The 20,747-nt window shown below is 53.8% G+C and carries 16 protein-coding genes and 1 pseudogene; 12 read left to right on the forward strand and 5 right to left on the reverse strand.

All coding sequences use genetic code 11. From position 1 onward, the window contains the following. The first annotated feature begins 1 nt into the window (after position 1). The 4 genes from IE117_RS07315 (at position 2) to IE117_RS07330 (ending at position 4,335) form a co-directional block, all read left to right on the forward strand. Positions 2-1,690, forward strand: coding sequence for a glycoside hydrolase family 43 protein (locus IE117_RS07315; protein ID WP_189563645.1), 1,689 nt, complete (start codon positions 2-4; stop codon positions 1,688-1,690). Positions 1,691-1,894: 204 nt separating this feature from the next. Then, positions 1,895-2,263, forward strand: coding sequence for a T9SS type A sorting domain-containing protein (locus tag IE117_RS07320; RefSeq protein ID WP_189563646.1), 369 nt, complete (start codon positions 1,895-1,897; stop codon positions 2,261-2,263). A 96-nt stretch (positions 2,264-2,359) separates the two neighbouring features. After that, positions 2,360-3,478: a sensor histidine kinase gene (locus tag IE117_RS07325; protein ID WP_189563647.1), complete on the forward strand. Its 1,119-nt coding sequence runs from the start codon at positions 2,360-2,362 to the stop codon at positions 3,476-3,478. A gap of 83 nt (positions 3,479-3,561) precedes the next feature. Further along, entirely contained in the window at positions 3,562-4,335 is a 774-nt protein-coding gene (locus tag IE117_RS07330) for a LytR/AlgR family response regulator transcription factor (protein ID WP_189563648.1), read from the forward strand. 72 nt (positions 4,336-4,407) lie between these two features. On the opposite strand, the gene IE117_RS07335 is transcribed toward IE117_RS07330, so the two are convergent. Then, complete coding sequence (locus tag IE117_RS07335; protein ID WP_189563649.1) at positions 4,408-5,202, reverse strand: hypothetical protein; 795 nt, start codon at positions 5,200-5,202, stop codon at positions 4,408-4,410. Between the two features lie 249 nt (positions 5,203-5,451). Here IE117_RS07335 and IE117_RS07340 point away from each other — a divergent pair, with 249 nt between their 5' ends. The 3 genes from IE117_RS07340 (at position 5,452) to IE117_RS07350 (ending at position 9,889) form a co-directional block, all read left to right on the forward strand. After that, positions 5,452-6,519 carry a sensor histidine kinase gene (locus IE117_RS07340; RefSeq protein WP_189563650.1) on the forward strand — a complete coding sequence of 356 codons (1,068 nt, stop codon included), beginning with the start codon at positions 5,452-5,454 and terminating at the stop codon, positions 6,517-6,519. After that, positions 6,519-7,232 carry a LytR/AlgR family response regulator transcription factor gene (locus IE117_RS07345; RefSeq protein WP_189563651.1) on the forward strand — a complete coding sequence of 238 codons (714 nt, stop codon included), beginning with the start codon at positions 6,519-6,521 and terminating at the stop codon, positions 7,230-7,232. The genes IE117_RS07340 and IE117_RS07345 overlap by 1 nt, the downstream gene beginning before the upstream one ends. A 395-nt stretch (positions 7,233-7,627) precedes the next feature. Beyond that, complete coding sequence (locus IE117_RS07350) at positions 7,628-9,889, forward strand: xanthine dehydrogenase family protein molybdopterin-binding subunit (protein ID WP_189563652.1); 2,262 nt, start codon at positions 7,628-7,630, stop codon at positions 9,887-9,889. A gap of 103 nt (positions 9,890-9,992) precedes the next feature. On the opposite strand, the gene IE117_RS07355 is transcribed toward IE117_RS07350, so the two are convergent. Beyond that, positions 9,993-10,457, reverse strand: a complete 465-nt coding sequence (locus tag IE117_RS07355) for a putative quinol monooxygenase (protein ID WP_229580449.1) — start codon at positions 10,455-10,457, stop codon at positions 9,993-9,995. 63 nt (positions 10,458-10,520) lie between these two features. After that, a complete protein-coding gene (locus tag IE117_RS07360; RefSeq protein WP_189563653.1) occupies positions 10,521-10,973 on the reverse strand; it encodes a nuclear transport factor 2 family protein in 453 nt (150 codons plus the stop codon). Between the two features lie 168 nt (positions 10,974-11,141). On the opposite strand from IE117_RS07360, the gene IE117_RS07365 reads away from it, so the two are divergent. The 5 genes and pseudogenes from IE117_RS07365 (at position 11,142) to IE117_RS07385 (ending at position 17,930) form a co-directional block, all read left to right on the forward strand. Further along, the gene (locus tag IE117_RS07365; RefSeq protein ID WP_189563654.1) at positions 11,142-12,059 is read left to right on the forward strand and encodes a helix-turn-helix domain-containing protein; all 918 of its coding nucleotides are present in this window, start codon (positions 11,142-11,144) and stop codon (positions 12,057-12,059) included. 129 nt (positions 12,060-12,188) lie between these two features. Next, positions 12,189-12,643, forward strand: a pseudogene (locus IE117_RS07370) ((2Fe-2S)-binding protein). Between the two features lie 146 nt (positions 12,644-12,789). Continuing rightward, complete coding sequence (locus IE117_RS07375; protein ID WP_189563655.1) at positions 12,790-15,045, forward strand: xanthine dehydrogenase family protein molybdopterin-binding subunit; 2,256 nt, start codon at positions 12,790-12,792, stop codon at positions 15,043-15,045. A gap of 57 nt (positions 15,046-15,102) precedes the next feature. Next, positions 15,103-16,077, forward strand: coding sequence for an aldo/keto reductase (locus tag IE117_RS07380; RefSeq protein ID WP_189563656.1), 975 nt, complete (start codon positions 15,103-15,105; stop codon positions 16,075-16,077). Positions 16,078-16,199: 122 nt separating this feature from the next. Continuing rightward, positions 16,200-17,930 (forward strand): T9SS type B sorting domain-containing protein, encoded by a 1,731-nt coding sequence (locus tag IE117_RS07385; protein ID WP_189563657.1) that lies wholly within the window; start codon positions 16,200-16,202, stop codon positions 17,928-17,930. A 71-nt stretch (positions 17,931-18,001) separates the two neighbouring features. Here IE117_RS07385 and IE117_RS07390 read toward each other — a convergent pair whose 3' ends face one another. Next, a complete protein-coding gene (locus tag IE117_RS07390; RefSeq protein ID WP_229580452.1) occupies positions 18,002-20,146 on the reverse strand; it encodes a cation-translocating P-type ATPase in 2,145 nt (714 codons plus the stop codon). 6 nt (positions 20,147-20,152) lie between these two features. Beyond that, complete coding sequence (locus IE117_RS26220; protein WP_229580454.1) at positions 20,153-20,521, reverse strand: cation-transporting P-type ATPase; 369 nt, start codon at positions 20,519-20,521, stop codon at positions 20,153-20,155. Positions 20,522-20,747: the final 226 nt, after the last annotated feature.

Here is a 20,747-nt window from a genome sequence, read left to right on the forward strand (position 1 = left end):
AATGAAAAATATTTGGCAGTTTGTAATGGGGTTAATGCTGGTGTCTCCTGCGATGGCCCAAATAGGAAAGACCGGCAATGCGACTTCCAGCCTGTCAAAAGTATGGGTGGCCGATCAGGGCGACGGAACCTACAAGAATCCGGTGCTGCACGCCGACTACTCTGACCCGGACGCCTGCCGGGTGGGCGATGATTACTACATGACGGCTTCGAGCTTTAACGCCGCGCCGGGCCTCCCCATCCTGCATTCGAAGGATCTGGTCAACTGGCAACTTATCGGCTACGCCCTGAAGCGTCAGCCCCCCATGGCGCATTTTGAGAAACCCCAGCATGGCAATGGCGTGTGGGCACCCGCGATCAGGTACCACAAAAACGAGTTTTACATCTATTATCCCGATCCTGACTTTGGCATCTACCTGACCAAGGCCTCCAATCCGGCGGGCCCCTGGACCGAGCCTGTATTGGTGGAAGGAGGCCAGGGCCTGATCGACCCCTGTCCGCTGTGGGATGATGACGGGCAGGTCTACCTGGTCCATGGCTGGGCGGGTAGTCGGGCGGGAATCAAAAGCATTCTCACCATAAAGAAGCTGAACGCCGAAGGTACGCAGGTACTTGATGAAGGGGTAATCGTATACGACGGCCATGAAGCTGATCCCACCATTGAAGGCCCCAAGATTTACAAACGCAAAGGGTACTACTACCTTTTTGCGCCGGCCGGAGGAGTTTCCACGGGCTGGCAGCTGGTGCTGCGATCAAAAAATATTTACGGTCCCTACGAGCGGAAGGTGGTGATGGATCAGGGAAGTACCCCCGTTAATGGGCCGCATCAGGGGGCTTGGGTGGATACCAAATCCTTAAATGGCAAACCCGGCGAAGACTGGTTTTTGCATTTTCAGGATAAGGGAGCCTACGGAAGGGTAGTCCATCTTCAACCCATGAAATGGGTGAACGACTGGCCCGTCATAGGTGCCGATGCTGACGGAGATGGCAAAGGGGAACCCGTACTTACGCATAAAAAGCCCACCGTGCTGGCTTCAGGAAAAGTGGGAGCTGCCGCCGCCACACCACCAGAATCCGACGAGTTTGAGACAACTGCTTTGGGAATGCAGTGGCAATGGCAGGCCAATCCGAAAGGCATCTGGCACACCACCAGCAATCAGGGGTACTTGCGGCTCTATTCGTACAAAGCCCCCGGCGATGCCGTAAATAATTGGTTTATCCCGAATCTGCTGCTCCAAAAATTTCCGGCCGAAACCTTTATGGCTACCACCAAATTGACCTTTCATCCCAATCCCAAGCTGGAAAATGAGCGCACGGGGCTGATCGTGATGGGTCAAAGCTACGCGTCCCTGGTATTGCGAAGCGATAAAGATGGGGTAAAGTTGGTGCAGGTAGTTTGTAAAAAGGCTTACGATGGTGCTCCCGAAGAGGAGAAAATCATCGCTCCCATCGAGATGGGAAAGGCCGTCTTTCTCCGGGTTGTGGTGACCGAGGGGGCCAGGTGCCAGTTCAGTTACAGCCTCGACGGGAAGAAGTTTATCAAGGTTGGGGAGCTTTTTCAGGCCGAAGCTGGTCGCTGGATTGGGGCGAAGATGGGAATATTCTGCACCCGGAATACCCAAACCAACGACTCCGGCTACGCGGATTATGACTGGTTTCGGGTAGAACCCATTGCGGCGGATGTGCCTTAGAGACTGTGGTCTTGCTTAATCAACTAGTATAATCTCGTTTGGAGAGGGGAATTCCTGTCCTGAGCGGATATGCAATTCTACTCAACCCGCCAAACGCCCGACTCAACTACCCAAACCCGTCATTCAGTCCGATTTAGTTTCCGGGGCGGCGGGCAGGAGCCACCTTTGCATCAGTCAATCACAAAAAAACAACTGATGTATAGTATGAAAAAAACAATCTTATTGATGCTGGGTCTGGTAGCCGGAACCGCATCGTTCGCCCAAAATTCCAACACTCAATCTTTTTCTGCCATTGAGCCGCAAGTCCATGTGGTAACCACTAACAACCAAAAGGTTAGGCTGATGATCCAGCCAGAAGCTTCGAAGGGAAAAATCGCTCTACTCGATGATATGGGACACTCGCTCTTTACCGAAACGGTCGCCCTGAACGAAGGCATTATCCAGCAGTTCGACATCGCCCAACTGGCCACAGGAAAGTACAGCCTGAAAGTGACCACCCCCACGGGTACCGTGACCAAGACCTTTATCATCCAGCCCGTTCCGCACGAGACTTTCGTGGTGTTGGAATCCTGAAAATGAGCGCTTATCGGCGCACGTTCAAGCCAATCCGACCCACCGACTTTTCCCCGGTCGGTCGGATTCTGTTTTTATTGAACTAGATTTGTCATCATGGATAAAACGCTCCCCGACCCTCTCCCGTTTCGGCAGAAAGCCCGCCTGGCGCTCGGCGTGGTGGCGGTTTACTGGCCCATCCGGCTTTACCAGAATATCACCGTGCTCAGCACGGGTCTGGTGAAGGAGGGCTTACCTATTTGGGTGATAGAGGGAATGCTGGTTTACGCCATTTTCCTGGCCTGGGTTCATCTAATCGACGAAATGCAGCGGCGGTTTTCGGGCTGGTTTGGCCAGGAAGGCACGGGGGCGCTTCGGTGGCCCGCCCAATTATCGACCCTTTTTCTGGCGATTGCGCTGGCCCTGCTCTTTAACGTGATGTTCGGTATCCTGATCCATACAATGGGGGGCGATTTGAAGCAAGAGATCATCCGCCTGAACCAGACCACGCCGGGCAGCCACATCGGTTCACCGCGCGATTCCGACCAGCGGCAGCGCATGAACAATGGTCTGCTGTTTATGGCATTTCTATCGGCTTTTTCCCTAACCACCGGCCGCCGCTCGGCGCAGCGCATCCAGCAATTGCGGGTGCAGGCCGAGCGTATGGAGAAAGAAGCGGTGCGGTCGCAGTTCGACGCCCTGAAAAACCAGGTCAACCCGCATTTTCTCTTTAATAGCCTCAGCATCCTTAGTTCTCTGGTGGAGGTAGATTCCGGGCTGGCCGTTCAGTTTATCAATCGTTTGTCCAAAGCGTACCGCTACATTCTGGAGCAGCGCGACAACGAGCAAGTGCCCCTGCGCACCGAGCTGGACTTCGCCGCCGCCTACACTTTCCTGCTCACTATTCGTTTCGAGGACAAGCTATTCGTGTCGATTGAAGTACCGGAAGCAGCACGCGACCGCTATGGCATCGCGCCGCTGACGCTGCAACTGCTGGTGGAGAACGCCGTCAAACACAATCGGCTGTCGGAAGAAGAACCCTTGCGGGTGAAAATCGCGCTGGAAGGAGAGTGGCTGCGGGTGTCCAACCCCCTTCAGCCACGGCCCGACCGGGAACCTTCGACAGGCATCGGGCTGGAAAATATCATCAACCGCTACAAACTTCTCACCTCCCGCCCTGTCTGGATAGGAGAAGAGAATGGGGAGTTTATTGTGAAATTGCCATTGCTTAGTTAGTGAATCAGTAAATGTGAGAATGAGAAAAAAAAACTCCTGATAGATTATTTCCTCATTCACTCAATCAAAATTCAACATTGACCATGGACGTACTCATTATCGAGGATGAAAAACGCACCGCCCAGCGACTGGAAAAGCTGTTGGCCCAGTATGATCCTACCATCCAGGTACTGGCTCAACTACCCGGCGTAGCCAAGGCGGTAGCCTGGCTGGCCGATCCGGCCAACCCGAAACCTGAATTGGTCTTTCTCGACATCCACCTCGAAGATGGCTCGGGCTTCCAGATCATCGAGCAGGCGCAGCTTACGTTGCCGATCATTTTCACCACCGCCTTCGATGAATACACGCTGCAGGCCTTCAAAACCAATAGTATAGACTACCTGCTCAAACCTATGGACGCCGACGAACTGGGGGCGGCCCTCGATAAGTTCAAAAGATTACGTAGTACACCTGCGCCGGACTTATCGCCCCTGCTGCAACTGCTCGGACAAACGCCTGGCCTGGGCATGGGAAACACGTACAAAGATCGGTTCATGGTAACGATAGGTACCAAAATCCGCAGTATCGAAACCAGTGACATTGCCTACTTTTTCTTCGCCGATAAATCCTCCTGGATCACTACCCGTGAGGGCCTCAATATATCCATCGAGTACAGCTTAGATAAACTCTCCGAAATGCTTGATCCGAAGCGATTCTTCCGGGTCAACCGGGCCTTCCTGGTGTCGCTGGATTCGATCCATACCATTCACGCCTATTCGGGCGGCAAGCTCAAACTCGACCTCCGGCCCGAACCGCGGCTGGAAGTGTTCGTCAGCGGCGACCGGATCACGCCTTTTAAGGAATGGCTGGGGAAGTAGGGTAGGTAGGGGCTAGGGGTCTTGAATCTTGCTGAAACATAACGTATGTGCAGCCCAAGGCAGCTCCCGGTTTCACAAGTCAGCACTAATGGGGGGGGAGTCGATATCGTTTCGCCTCTGTACCGGGAATTGAGGCGTACCACCAGAGGTGGGGGATTCAATGTCATAAGTACTGGAATCCTTTCTTCTTACATTGTAGACGTACGATTTCTCATCTATCTTGACCAAAAGCTGGAAGGAATTATGGGCAATATTCGATAGGTCCAGCCACCTCCGATAGTGGTCGAGGTGATTGAACTCTTCGTAAAGAGTCAGCCCCATTTCATTGGTTACCGACACCCTGCAACGCAGTTGATCCGGGTTATCGACCACTACGTAGACCTTGCCGGCTTTGGTAACATAGGCATGTACCAGGTGCGACGTTCCGGCTATGGTTTCATGGCGTGATCTGTCAGAGTTTGCAACCTTGTTGGCTGATTCCGGCTGGGCCTGTATGAAAGGAAAAGGCTGGGGTGCGATTTCGGAAGCGACAAGCCGCCTGTTCAGTAGTTTATCCAAGAGCTTATCGAAGTGTCGCTGGTTCTTGTCCGTCAGCTTGATCCACTTCCCGGGCCATATTTCCTCGTACAGGAGTTCCTGCGTAGGGGCGTAAAACCGGATGGAGGTGCTGCGATCGGCCACGTTTGTTTTGAGGCGCCAATAACCACGGGCCAGCTCGGTGGCGGTAAGGCTTTCTTCAACCGTGTCCCCGGACTGAGCCCGAAGAGGATTGGCTTGTGCAAGTAAAAGGAGCACAAAGATTCCGGTGAAAAAAGCATTTGCAAACTTCCCAGGGATGTAGATGCGCGTAAATGGTTCGGTTAGCATGGCTGGTCAGGTTTAGTGGAGTATACTGGTGACTTTCCTTTGAGTAAAGAAAAGCTAGAATCTGATGCAATGCAGGCATTTTAGACCAACGACCACGTTGGGCTTCCACACAACTTTCTGCATCCAGTTGCTGCCGTTGGTCGGTAAATTTCGTCGTTGGACGAGTTTTTCGCTCGTTGGGACGTGAAGGTGGGCGATTGGACTAATTTTTCGGGAAAAAAGGGGAAGTAAATGTAAATTAGTGCCTGTATGGCAGTGAAAACCCTGACAAAATCTCGTTCAAGCCTTTTCAAATCACACCGGGATGTTTGGGTGCACGGTTTGTTCTGGCTGGGGTACTACCTGTTCGAATGGCTCAATACCGGAGCCTACCGCGACGATTTTGAAAACAGCTTTTTCTCGATAAGCTTTCACCTTCCCCTGATCATAGTGGCGGGTTACTGGCATTTGCTGGTTACGGTTCGGCACTTTCTTTTCTCCGGTCGTTTGTTGGCATTTTGGAGTAGTTTGCTGGGTGGGCTGGTCGTGTTTGGGATATTGCGCCGCGCCATAAACTACCTGTGGCTCTACCCTGACTACTACCACATGGTGTTGCTCAAGCCCTTCTGGTATTGGCCAAAGATCCTGGCCGATACCATGCAGTTGCACCTGGTAGTGGCGCTTTTTGTGATGGTCAACCTGATCCGTCACGCCCAGCGGCAGCAGCGACTGAGCGAGACCTACCGCCGCGAAAAACTCGCCGCGGAGTACCGTCTGCTGCAGTCGCAGGTTCAGCCCCATTTCTTGTTCAATACGCTCAATAATCTGGTTTCTGTTTCGCTTCATCAACCCGGCAAAATGACGAACCTTCTGGTACGCCTGTCCGAACTGTTTAGCTACCAGCTGTACGAAAGCAACCGGGCTACGGTACCAGTTGCCAAAGAAATCGCCTACTTGTCGGACTATATTTCATTGGAGCAGATCCGTTATTCGGATCGGTTGGAAGTGATAACCAACTTTGGCGAACTGGGCGATTTGAAGGACCTGATGATTCCGCCAATGCTCCTTTTGCCTCTCGTGGAGAACGCCTTCAAGCACGGCGCTGCCCAGACCGAAGGCAGATGCTGGATTCAACTGCACCTTTCCCGCATGGCAAACCGGCTGGTTTTTACGGTGGAGAACTCCATGTCGGATGGATCGGTGAGTCCGGCATCGACGGGCTTGGGACTGTCCAACCTCAGGAAGCGACTGGATATCCTGTTTCCCGAAGCTCATGAACTAAGAACCTTATCAGAGGATGGCCAATTTTTGGCCATCCTGAAATTTAATGTAAGCTGATGGTCATTCGTTGTTTCGTACTGGATGATGAGCCCCTGGCCACCGCCTTGCTGGCTAGCCACATCGGCCGCCTGCCGGACATGGACCTGATCGGCGTGTCCAATAATCCAACCCAGGCACTGGGGCAATTACAGCAAACGCAGGTCGATGTGCTTTTCCTGGATATCCAGATGCCCCGCCTGACGGGTTTTGAATTGTTGCGTCCCCTGGGCTACCGTCCGAAAGTAATCTTCACAACTGCATTCAGGGAATATGCCCTCGACAGCTTCGAGTTCGATGCCGTGGATTTTCTGGTGAAGCCCATCTCCTTTGAACGCTTCCTCCAATCGGTGGGTAAAATCTACCGGTTCCTGCCCGCTGCTGCTCCCGAATTGGATCCCGCTCACGCCCCCAAACCCGAGAAAGCATACCAGTACTTTAAAGTCAACAAGGAGATGGTTAAAATCTTCCTGGAAGATATTCTCTGGATCGAGGGGATGAAAGACTACGTCAAGATTCACACCCTGTCGGGTACTTTGGTTTCCTACCTGCGGATAAGTTATCTGGAAGAAAAACTACCCTCCGATCAATTTCTTCGGATTCATAAATCTTTCATCGTTTCACTGGATCATGTACAGGCAGTCAGTGCCTCGTACTTCCGTATTCATGATACCGAACTACCCATCGGGCGTAGCTACAAAGCCAGAGTCGAGGAAGTACTTCAACAAAAGTAAGCGACCATCCCTTACTGATTCCCTCAACAATTACCAGGCTCCCTGGCTGGAAGATCAGGATTCCACCTCCAAACCAAAGCAGGAAAAATGGGGGGCACTCTTTTGAATTTCAAAATTAGTTGACCTCCGAAGATATTGGTTTAGTCGGTGCAAACTACCCTTTCTGGATTTTTCCGTATTTTACACGACCCAAAAAACGTTGCTATGGCAAAATATAAACCGAAAAACGTGTCAGGTCGATGAGGACATTGATGCGGCGATGAGCGGAAATATCTGCCCCTGCGGTACTTACCTCTAAGTATAGTGCGGCTTCAATAGTAAAGACCAGTTTATCAAAAGTACCCGAAGAAATTAATAGATGGGTTCGCTAAAAGCCTATCCCAACAACCTAAACCATGGAAAACACTGAGAAAAAATATAATCGACGGTCCTTTCTGAAATCGTCGGCGTTGGCGGGCGGTGGACTCATGCTCACAGCCAGCTGGTTTGCGGGTACTGAAGCCGCCGATAAAATGGAGGCCCTAAACCTGCCTGAGCAATGGAACGAGCTGACGGGCTATATCAAAATCACGCCCGATAACGTGATAAAAATCATGTCGCCCAATCCCGAAGGCGGTCAGGGCATCAAAACCTCAATGCCTATGATCGTGGCCGAGGAACTGGACGTGGATTGGCGGGATGTCGTGGTCGAGCAGGCCGACCTGGACACCAAGCATTTTACCCGGCAGTTCCTGGGCGGAAGTCAGGCGATCCATCAGGGTTGGAAGCCGCTTCGTACGGCGGGGGCGGCAGGGCGACAGATGCTTATAGCCGCGGCGGCCAACACCTGGCAAGTGCCCGCGGGCGAAGTGACCACCCAGGCGGGGGTACTTTATCATGAAAAAAGCGGTAAGTCTGCTAAGTACGGCGAGATGGCCTCGGCGGCAGCTCTGATCGAAGTACCTAAGGAAGTGACTTTGAAAGAAGTCAGCGATTTCAGAATCATAGGTACTTCCAAGAAAAACGTGGATGGCCCGAAAATCGTGACGGGCCAGCCGCTCTACGGCATCGACCAGCGCCGCGACGGGATGCTGATCGCGATGATCGTGCATCCGCCCGCTTTCGGGATGAAGCTGAAATCGGTGGACGGAGCCAAGGCCAAGTCCATGCCGGGCATCCGGGATATTTTCCCTGTCAAATCTATGGAAGACGACTACGAGCGGCAGTTTTTCGACACCTGTACTTTTCCTGAGGTGGTGGCCGTCGTTGGCAACTCTACCTGGGAGGTGATGCAGGCCAGGAAAGCTTTGCGGGTCGAGTGGGAGCCTTTCGCGGACTATACGGAAAACAAAGACATATTTGGCCGCAAACAGACGGTGACCGTCCCGGCGGGGTTGGAAAGTACCCCTGACCACGCGGCAAAAATGGCGGACCGGGCCAGCCAGGAGGCCACCGTCCGTCGCCGCGACGGCGACCCGGAAGCAGCCTTCCAGAGCGCGGCCAAGGTGGTGGAAAGTACCTTCACCGCGCCCTACCTGGCCCACAATTGCATGGAGCCGATGAACTTCTTCGCTCACGTGACCGACGAAAAAGCCGAACTGATCGGCCCGCTCCAGAAACCCGAACTAACCGAGCAGACCCTGTCCGCCCGCCTGGGGATGCCTTTGGAAAAAATCGACATCAAGATGACCCGTCTCGGCGGTGGCTTCGGGAGGCGCTCCTACGCGCACTGGCTGCTGGAAGCGGCACTGATTTCCCAAAAAGTGAAGGCCCCCGTGAAGCTGATTTACAGCCGCGAGGACGACATGACCTCGGGGATTTACCGCTCCACCTACACGGCCACCTTCCGGGCTGCGCTCGACCAAGACAACAACCTGATCGCCTTCCACGTCAAGGCCGGAGGAACGCCGGAGTCGCCGCTATCGGCCAACCGCTTCCCGGCGGGGGCCGTGGACAACTACCTGGCCGAGGACTGGAGCCTGCCCACCAACATCACGGTGGGTTCGTTCCGCGCGCCGCGCTCCAACTTCATGGGGGCCGTCGAGCAGTCGTTCCTCGACGAGGTGGCCGAGGCGGCGGGCAAAGACCCCATCGACTTCCGGCTTGAATTGTTGGAAAAGGCCATTTTGGCAAAATCCATGGACAAGCCTTCCAGCAAAAACAACGACTACGAACCCGACCGCTACGCCGGGGTGCTGAAACTGGTGCGCGAAAAATCGAACTGGGATCAACTGAAAAGGGAGCGGAACGTGGGCGTTTCGGCCTATTTCTGCCATGACACCTACGCGGCTAACATCGTCGATCTGGAAATGAATGACGGCCAGCCTTTGGTGCGGAAAGTCTGGTGCGCGGTGGACTGCGGTGTGGTGGTGAATCCCGATGGAGCCAGGAACATGACCGAAGGGGCCATCGTGGACGGCATCGGCACGGCCCTGTTCGGCAAGCTGACGTTTACGAGAGGCGTACCCGATCAGAAAAACTTCGACCGCTACCGCATGATCCGCATGAACGAAGCCCCGAAGGAGGTCGAGGTACATTTCGTGAAAAACGACATCGATCCCACCGGCATGGGCGAACCCGCCTACCCGCCCGTATTCGGAGCCCTGGCCAATGCGCTGTATAAGGCGACGGGCAAGCGGTTTTACAGCCAGCCGTTTACGATGGGCTTGGTGGGGTAGGTGGTTGACGGTCGATGGCTCGCGGATTGCCCGTCTCTTCCCACGTGGCCTTTGGTCGAAAACCTTCTAGTACCTGGCTGTTTGGGCCGAGCGGCTCCGTACCTTATTTATCTTCCTGTAATTTTTTAAACATCAGAAGCATGGTTGCTGCATCCACTGCTTCCATATCTACTAATTTTAGCGACTTGACCATGTGGGGCGTAGTGGTTTTGTACTTTTCGAAATGTGGCGTTTTTAGGTGCTGCTCGTAAGCCGTTTTGCTAGCATAGATTTCCAGAATCCGGATTTGGGTAGTGTTCTCTTTTTGATACATCGGGAAGATGGCAATTACGCCCGGTTCCAGTTTTAAAGAAGCGGCCGCTTCTGCTTCCAAAATGGTTTTATATTCTTCCAGATAAGCTGGTACTATTTCAATTTCTGCTATACGCACCATCCTTTGGGTCTGCGCCATAACTGTCTGGTAAACTGCCGGCATAAGAGCCATAATTAATTGGAAAACAAGTATTGAATGAACTTTACTTTTGAATCCGGCCATTTGCTCCATTGTACCATTTTGTTTCGTGTACATAAACAACTCGTTGAGGATATTATTTGATTAGCGCTATTTTCTGCAACCATTTACCTACCTCTGTTAATGTTCAATCTCGTGGGTGTCCCGCACACTGCTGAATGTCAGCGCCAGCAATTTCCACTCGCCCCCCTGCTTTTTATAGACCTCGGTGACCGTAAATTCGGTGGCCACATCGTTGCCCCGGACTTCGGCCGTCAAGGTGATGCGGTTCCAGAGCAGGGCGACATCGTCGATCATTTCCACCGCCACGTCGTGGACATCCGCCTTCTTGTACCAGATGCTCCCGGTTTTAATGATTTCCAGTTCGCGGTCCTTATTCCAGGTACCACTCATGTGAACAAACTTGGCCTGATCCTGGAAGAGGTCAGCCAGCTTGTCTACGTTTTTATCTGCCATCCACTGCCACTTGTTTTTGGAAAGCTCTTTTATTTCCTGTTCGGTAGTAGAATTTTGCGCGAAGGCCCCTAGTGCACTCATTGATAAAATACAAAGGCCAATAATGATAGCTTTCATAGGATTATTTGTTGGTTGGTGATTTATTCATTGCAAAGGTCTTACCTATCATTCGCCCCAACCGTATACGGATTACGGATTGTTCTACCAAGATTACTGATTTGGGATTGTACGTCCATCAGGTAATAAATAAAGCGTTAACTTTGAATTAGTTAATTCAAATAGGCTATGGACAATCTGCGTCGGTTCGAGACCATAAACGATTACAACATATTCAACAACAACGAAACGCTGCACCCGCTGGTGAGCGTCGTGGATTTGTCGAAGGCCAGCCCCCGGCAGGCTTCCAATATGTACTTTGGGTTCTACACCGTCTTCCTGAAAGAGGTGAAATGCGGCGACCTGCGGTACGGTCGGCATACCTACGACTACCAAGAGGGTACCCTGGTATTCATTGGACCGGGGCAGGTAGTCAACGTTGACAGCAACGGTGAGACGTACCAGCCCAAAGGTTTCGCGCTGGTTTTTCATCCCGATCTGCTGCACGGTACTACTCTCGGGCGGCACATGCAGGACTATTCCTTTTTTGGATATCAATCCAACGAAGCCCTTCACTTATCCGAGCGGGAAAAGCGATTGGTATTGGAGTGCTTTTCGAAAATCGAATACGAACTGGAACAGGGCGTCGACAAGCACAGCAAAAGACTGATCGTATCCAATATTGAATTATTTCTGAACTACTGCGTCCGTTTTTACGACCGCCAGTTCATTACCCGCGATACTGTACATCAGGGTACTTTGGAAAGCTTTGAAAATTTGTTGAACGAGTATTTCCAAACCGATAAACCACAAACCATTGGTTTGCCGTCAGTAGCCTGGTGCGCCGAGCAGTTGAATCTATCGGCCAATTACTTTGGCGATCTGATCAAAAAAGAGACGGGCCGCTCAGCCCAGGAATATATCCAATCCAGGCTGATGGAGGTAGCCAAGGAGAAAATCTTTGACCGGAGCAAAACGATCAATGAAATAGCTTTTGAATTGGGGTTTAAGTACCCCCAACATTTTAGTCGCTTCTTTAAAGAGCGGGTAGGGCAATCGCCCAACGAGTACAGACAGACCGCCGCTGCGGAATTTCATGATAATTGATCCATCTCATTCGGATAAGTACCCACCGAAGAATGTCTATTGTTTGAATTTCGTAAGTTTTGGTTTGATAGGCATTAGCTACCCTGTACAATTTTTTTCGTATTTTACATCATTCAAAAAAACACGACTATGGCTCAATATAATCTGAAAATCAACGGAAAGACCCGCCCGGTCGATGTGGACCCGGCGACGCCCCTCCTGTGGTTTTACGCGACCACCTCGACCTGCCCGGCACCAAATACGGCTGCGGCATTGCCCAGTGTGGTGCCTGCACGGTGCACCTGAACGGAACGGCGGTGCGTTCCTGCCAACTCCCTGTTTCGGCGGTAGGCAGCGAATCCGTTACGACCATTGAGGGACTATCGGAAAAGGGCGATCATCCGGTCCAGCAAGCCTGGCTGGAGCACGACGTGGCCCAATGCGGCTACTGCCAGTCTGGTCAGATTATGAGCGCCGCCGCCCTGCTGCAAAGCAATCCCAATCCGAGCGATGAGGAAATCGAAACGGGGATGAGCGGCAATATCTGCCGTTGCGGTACTTACCTGCGCATCCGGGAAGCGGTAAAAACGGCCGCGAAGGGCTAGTGGCTTTCGGGCTTCGGCTTCGCTCAGCCTGACAAAGTTCTTGGATTTTAAAGTGTTTATTTATAATGCTTTACGAATTTATTTTACTCAAAATTCAGTGCGTGTGGTTCTTCTCAAAACTTGACGCCTACCTACTATTCTAAAAAATGGAAAACATAAAATCAACCCATAGCAGACGTTCTTTCTTGAAGTCGTCGGCCCTGGCGGGCGGGGGACTCATGCTCAGCTTTAGCTGGTTTGCGAGTGCGAAAGCCGCCGATAAAATGGCCGAGCTGAATCTGCCCGAGCAATGGTCGGAGCTTAACGGCTATATCCAAATCACGCCCGACAATGTCATTCGAATCCTTTGCCCCAACCCCGAGTTCGGGCAGAACGTCATGACTTCTCTGTCGATGATTATCGCCGAGGAGCTGGACGTCGACTGGAAAGATGTGGTGGTGGAAATGGGACCGCACGACAACGTGAAATTGGGGCCGCAGTTCACTGGCGGCAGCAACTCAGTCCGCATGTATTGGAAACCCCTTCGGGAAGCAGGAGCCGCCGCCCGGCAAATGCTTCGCCAGGCTGCCGCCGAAGAGTGGAGCGTACCCGTCGAGGAAATCACTACCAAAAATGGAGTACTCCTGCATCCCGATACGATGAAAGCGGCCAAATACGGCGAATTCGCCGAAAAAGCGGCAAAAGTACCCGTCCCGGAGAAGGCGAAACTCAAAGAGCCCGCAGATTTCAGTATCGTCCGCCATTCTCAGAAGAATGTGGAAGGGATGAAAGTCGTGACCGGCCAGCCGCTTTTCGGATTGGATTACCGTACTGATGGGATGCTGATTGCCATGATTCAGCACCCGCCGGCCTTTGGGATGAAACTTAAATCGTTCGATGCCGCGCAGGCGCTCAAAATGCCGGGCATCAAGGATGTTTTCAGCCTGAAATTGTACGAAGAGGGATTCGAACAAGGTGGTTTTGATACCCGCACCTTCAACAATTTGCTGGTCGTGGTGGGCAACAGCACCTGGGAAGTAATGAATGCGCGCAAAAAGCTGGTGGTGCAGTGGGAGCCTAAGGGCGACACCACGGATACCATGGGCGGCAGAGGCGGAAAAAGAGAAGTAGTGGTTCCGGGTAAGATTGAAAGTACCAGTGCCCAGCATGAACTAATGCAGGAGTATGCCGAAAAGCCTGCCCAGCAATTACGACGAGACGGCGACCCCGAAACGGCTTTCAAAAATGCCGCTCAGGTGATCGAACGCACCTACAATGCGCCGTTTTTGGCCCACAACTGCATGGAGCCGATGAATTTCTTTGCCCATGTGACGCCGGAGAAAGCCGTAGTGGCCGGACCCGTTCAGGCACCGGGCTGGATTGAGCCTACCCTCACCAAGCTGCTGAACCTGCCTCCTGAAAAAATTGAAATCCAGATGACGCGCATGGGCGGAGGCTTTGGCCGGAGGGCGTACGGTCAGTACGCGTACGAAGCGGCGCTCATTTCTAAAAAAGTCAAAGCCCCGATTAAGCTGATCTACACCCGGGAGGACGATATGACCTACGGCATTTACCGCCCGATGTACACGGCGACCTACCGCGCGGCGCTGGACGCCGACAAAAACCTGATTGCCTTCCATGTAAAAGGCGGCGGAATTCCCGAGCATCCGGTTCATGCCAACCGGTTCCCGGCGGGGGCAGTGGACAACTACCTGGCCGAAGGCTGGGCGATTCCGTCCAACATCACGATCGGGGCTTTCCGGGCACCACGCTCCAACTTTAACGCCGCCGCCGAGCAGTCGTTTCTGGATGAACTGGCCGAGGCCATGGACAAAGACCCGATCGAGATGCGGTTGGAGCTTTTGGAGAAAGCTAAGAAAAATCCGGTGGGTGAAAACAACGAGTACGACGCCGACCGCTACGCCGGGGTACTTAAACTGGTCCGGGAAAAATCGGGCTGGGGTGGTGCCGACCAGGGCAAATACAGTCGGGGGGTAGCGGCCTATTTCTGCCATAATTCCTACGCTGCCCACGTGGTAGACGTAGTGACCCGCGCAGGAACGCCTTACGTGGAGCGGGTGACCAGTGCGGTGGATTGCGGCATGGTAGTCAATCCCGATGCGGCCACCAACATGGTGCAGGGCGCCGTGGTGGATGGCATTGGCAACGCTTTTTATGGTAAATTGACCCACAAAGACGGCGTGCCTGAGCAAAGTAATTTTGATAAGTACCGTATCATCCGTCACCGCGAAGCACCCCAGCAAATCGACGTACATTTTGTGCAAAACGACATCGATCCTACGGGGCTGGGCGAGCCGCCTTTTCCGCCGGTATTCGCGGCCGTAGCCAACGCCTTGTACAAAAATACGGGCAAGCGGTTTTACAATCAGCCGTTTCAGCCAGACATTGAGAAGCAAATATAAGTATGTCTAATTTCTGATTTTCAGGTACTTGCTCTAAAAAGTTTGACTACACAAATAATGCAAAAAAGAAAGCTCGGAAACAGCGACCTGGAAGTCTCTGCCCTCGGCCTGGGCTGCATGGGCATGAGTCATGGCTACAAACCACTGCCCGACAAGAAGGAAATGATTTCCCTGCTCCACTCCGCTGTGGAAAAGGGCATTACTTTTTTCGATACGGCGGAGGTGTATGGGCCATTTACGAATGAAGAGCTGGTGGGCGAAGCCCTTGCCCCATTTCGTAATCAAGTGAAAATCGCCACCAAATTCGGGTTCCAGGTCGAAAACAGTACGATGGGTGGGGTCAACAGCCGACCCGAACACATCAGGCAAGTAGCGGAAGCCTCGCTCAAGCGGCTTCGCGTGGAGGTCATTGATCTTTTTTATCAGCACCGCGTCGATCCTGACGTTCCCATCGAAGACGTAGCCGGGGCCGTGAAAGATCTGATTGAGGCGGGTAAGGTAAGGTACTTCGGCCTGTCGGAAGCGGGAGCGGACACCATCCGGCGCGCTCACGCCGTGCAGCCTGTTACTGCCTTGCAAAGTGAATATTCCCTCTGGTGGCGAAATCCCGAAGAAGAAGTATTCCCGACGCTGGAAGAACTGGGCATCGGGTTCGTTCCGTATAGCCCGCTGGGACGAGGATTCCTGACAGGCAAGATGAACGCAAGTACGGAATTTGACGCCGCTGACTTTCGGAATAATCTACCCCGTTTTACCCCGCAAGCCCGAAAAGCCAATCAAAGCTTGGTGGATCTGCTGGCTCGCATGGGAGAGGAGAAGAAAGTCACGCCGGCGCAACTCGCGCTGGCGTGGCTTCTGGCCCAAAAACCCTGGATCGTACCCATTCCGGGAACTACCAAACTGCACCGTCTGGAAGAGAACATCGGTGCCACGACTATTACGCTTTCTCCCGAGGAACTGCGCGGGATTGAGAGTATCAAAATCGAAAGCCCCCGCTATCCCGAACACCTTGAAAAAATGACGGGTCTCTAAGCTGTATTTGCCGACACATTTAATTATTTTGCCGATAAATGAAACACTACTAGCAACGTGCGGATTGCGCTGCGCGTACCCTGAATCAGTAATGACTATTATTACCTCTGATCATTTACGGTATGCAGCGACTTTTCCTCGTTCTACTATTAATTATTGGCCTCTTTCAGTTCGGTTACGGGCAGGCCACCTGCGACAATATCGGTTTTGAAAACGGCGATCTCAGCGGCTGGACGCTCTCCAACGGCTCAGTGAATGACGTCAACCAAAAGACCGTTTTTCAGGACGAAGTACCCGGTACTTTCGAAAATGGCCATCTGCTCACCCGGCCGAGCGACGGGAACGATCCCCGGATTCCGGCCATCCCGATGGTGGCCCCGGGCAGTAATTACTCCATCCGCATCGGAAACGTGACGCGGGGAAGCCGCTTCGACCGGATCAGGACTTCCTTCGTGGTGACGCCCGACAACGTGCTGCTCCAGTACAAGTTTGCCGTCATTCTGCAATTCCCCAACCATCAACCGTGGCAGCAGCCCGGCTTCAGCATTCGGGTCACCAACCAGGATAACACCACGCTGGCCTGTAATTTCTACGAGGTGACGGCGGCGGCTACCATCGACGGTTTCCAGATCCAGAATGACATCCGCTACCGTAACTGGACTACCGGTGCTATCGATCTGCGGAATTACATCGGGCAGAAAATTAACATCGAGGTGACCGTCAACGGCTGCACCGAGCGACGGCACTTCGGCTACGCCTACTTCGATGCCCAGTGCGTGAAGGCCGAAATTTCTCAGGCCCCTTACTGTCCTGCCTACGACCCTACGATCACGCTGAAAGCTCCCGAAGGCTTCGCGGCCTACCGCTGGAGCAACGGGGCCACCAGTCCGAATGCGGCCGTGGCTCCGAAACAAGGCGAAAAATACTGGGTGAAGGTCAAGCCTTTTTCCAGCCTGGGCGACGAATGTGAGTTTCAGTTCGACCATACGGTGAACTTTACCGTACCCGGCGACCCGACCCGGGAGGACAAAACCATTTGCGAGGGGGATGGCTACACCATCGGCGACTCGACCTACCGTCGGGCGGGTACCTACCTCACCCGAATCTCACGCGGGCCGAACGTCTGCGATAGCGTGGTCATCACCACGCTGCGTGTAACGCCGCTGGCCCGTTTTGCCCAAAGTAAAGTGATTTGTGGCGGGGAGAAACTGACCGTTGGCCCGGACGTGCTGATCGCCACGGGTACTTACCAAACCCGCATCGCCCGCAAGCCGCCGCTCTGCGACAGTATTGTCACTACCACGCTGGATGTGCGCCAAATCGGCCTCACCCTCACGCCCGATACCTACCTCCGCCCGCAGGACAGCACCCGGCTCAACGTGGAGGCCCTGCCCGGCGGCAATTACCGCTACGACTGGCAGAGTCCGGCGGGGCTCGCCTGCGCCAATTGCGCGGCGACCTGGGCTAAACCGCCCGAAACTACCCGCTACACCGTGACGGTGACCGACCAGGATCACAACTGCACGGCCTCGGCTTCGGTGTTGCTGTCGGTGGGGTTATGTACGGTGTTTGCCCCCAATGCCTTCACGCCCAATGGCGACGGTCACAACGATATTTTCTTTCTGGAAGGCTCCACCTGCGTGGAGCGTATCGAAGAAATGATCATCTACGACCGCTGGGGTGAGGTGATTTGTCGTCGCGAAAATTTCCAGCCCTCCGAACCTGACTACGGCTGGGACGGTATGTATCGCGGCGCAAAGGCGGAGCCCGGCCTGTATCCCTACCGCATTACGGTGACATTCCGCACGGGGAGCGTTTTTCAGCAGCGGGGTGTGGTGACGTTGCTTCGGTGAGGGGCAGACACAAATTCAAGGTAGTCTGGCTGGGTTAGAAGGCCGATTTCAACCTCACGGCCAACAGGGTTCTATTGTAGCTGAACCGTATTGGTTTTCGTTCGGCTGACCAACTTGTAAACCTCGACCCAGCCCACGCCAATCAGCGCGGCCAGCCCGCACCAACCCAGGGCCGGGATGGAAATAGTCGAGAAACCAAATAAATGACGGGCAGCTGGCACGAACAGGGTAGTCAGCAGCAGCGCAAATGTTAAGCCCAACATCAGTGACAGCAGCAGGTTTGGAATACGGATCGTCCGGGAAATGGATTGGGTGAAAGAACGGTTGACCAGCGTTAGCAAAATATTGCTCATCACCAATGTCGCAAAAGCCAGGGTTCGCACAGTCTCGACGGACTCACCGTTTTTCATGGCGACATAGTACACCCCCAGCACTGCTCCCGAAATCGCCAGCCCCTGCACGATACTCCGCCCCAGCTCCGGCCCGGCAAGAAAGGTATCCGTAGCCCGGCGGGGTGGCTGCTGCATTTGTCCGGGCTCGGCAGGTTCATTCTCGAAGGCGATGGAGCAGGTCGGGCCCATGACCAATTCCAGAAAAATGATGTGAATCGGACTGAACAGGTTAGCCCACTGCCAGTTTGCGAGCAAGGGAACGGCCACCATCAGGATAATCGGGATGTGGATAGAGACTATGTAGGCGATGGCTTTTTTGAGGTTCTGGTAAATTCGGCGCCCCTGCGCGATGGCTTTCACCATACCCCCGAGGTCATCATCGACCAGCACCAGCGATGCGGCTTGCCGCGCGACTTCGGTGCCCCGCTTGCCCATGGCCACGCCGATGTGGGCCGCTTTCAGAGCCGGCCCGTCGTTGACGCCGTCGCCGGTCATGGCCACGATCTCGCCGAGCGATTTGAGCGCGTTCACGACCCGCAGCTTGGCTTCCGGAAACATCCGGGCAAAGACCGCCGTTTGCGCAGTCCGGTGCCGCAGCGTCGACTCGTCCATGGCCATGATTTCCTGACCTGTCACCAGTGTTTCAGCGCCGGGCAGCCCCACCTGCCGGGCAATGGCCTGTGCCGTTTCGGCAAAATCGCCGGTAATCAGTTTGACCCGGATACCGGCATCGGTAAATGCTTCGATTACTGCTTTAGCGTTCGGCTTGGGTGGATTTTCAAGCGCGATCAGGCCCAGAAACGACCAATTGAATGCATCCTGTTCAGCCGGAAAAGCGGGCGGCTGCCAGGCCCCGCTGGCTACACCCAGAACCCGATACCCGTTCTGCGAGAGTTCTCTGGTAGTCTTTCGGATGTATTCGGACGTGGCGGGCGCAAGGTGGCACACGGCCAGGATATGTTCCACTGCTCCTTTCCCGGCCACAGCAATATCACCGGCGGGCCCTTTCCTGACGTGGGTCATCATGGGAGGGGTACCTGCCAGCGGGTACTCGTGAACAATAGGGTAGTTATCCGCATTGAATGCCGGATCAGCTTCGGTGAAAGCCTCTCTGAAAGCGGCAACAATTGCCTTTTCCATGGCATCGAACGGGTCTGTTTCACTGGACCAGCGGGCGTACTCCAGCACTGATTTGGCGGTAGGAGACAATGGTCCCGGCAGTGGCAGGAGTGAGTCGGTGGCTCCGTCGTAGAGTTGACAAACGCGCATTCCTTCCTGCGTGATCGTGCCGGTTTTGTCAGTGCAGATTACGGTGGCGGAACCAAGGCTTTCGACGGTCTGGGGTTGTTTGGTCAGGACCCCGGCCTTACTCAGGCGCGCCGCTCCCAAGGCCATGAAACTACTGAAAGCAACCGGGATTTCTTCGGGCAGAATCGACATGGCTAGCGTCAGGCCGAAGAGCACCGCGGTCACCCAATCGCCCGAACGGGCGTAGTTGATCCCGCAGACAAGCGCGAAGGCGACAAAACCGATCCACGCCATTCGTCCGACAAACTGATTGATCTGGACTTGCAGGGGCGTTTTCTCCGTCGGAATGGCAATAAGGCTTTGCCCGATTCGTCCCAGTTCGGTTTGTTGGCCCACGGCGCTCAGGGTAAACCACGCACTGCCAGATACGGTGTTGGTGCCCAGAAAAACCGGCTCACCCGGCTTCTTTACCACCGAAACCGATTCGCCGGTCAGGATGGATTCGTCCACAGAAAAATCGTTGGCTTCGTCGAGAACTCCATCGGCAGGGACGCGCTCCCCTTCTTCAATCAACACGGAATCTCATACCACCAAATCGTCTACGAGAACAAGCGCCAGCTGACCGTTTCTCCGCACCTGTACCTGGGGCTGGGTCAGTTCACGGAGGGCATTGAGGGCGCGGTCACTACGAACCGACTGGTAGATCGAGATGGCAGCAACTGCCAGTAAAGCTCCGGCCAATGTAATCGCTTCTTCCAACTGACCCAGCCCCACATACACTGCACAGGAAGCCAGCAATAACAGAAACATCGGCTCCGAAACCACTTCTTTCAGCGTCTTCCACAAGCCTGAACGGGCCTCGTAAGGAAGGGTGTTTTGCCCGTGTTCGGTACGTGAATTGGCAACGGCGTCGTCGGTCAGGCCCGGGGTCGGTGAAAAATCTGGCAGCATAGCCACAAAGTACCAAAGCTTTTACGCCTGTGATAATGATTTCCGTCAGTTCAGGGGGTGATGTCTTTCACATTTAGGATGGTCAGGGGAATGTACCTCAATACAATGATTCACGCAGGTGAGAAACGTACTTTCTAGAACGAATTGGTCAGAAACTACCTTTATCGTGATCTGATGGGAAACTTTCTGTTACCCACCATCGATCAGAAAGAAGTGTTCTGGCAGC

The sequence above is a fragment of the Persicitalea jodogahamensis genome (genome assembly GCF_014651615.1).
Lineage (GTDB): Bacteria > Bacteroidota > Bacteroidia > Cytophagales > Spirosomataceae > Persicitalea > Persicitalea jodogahamensis.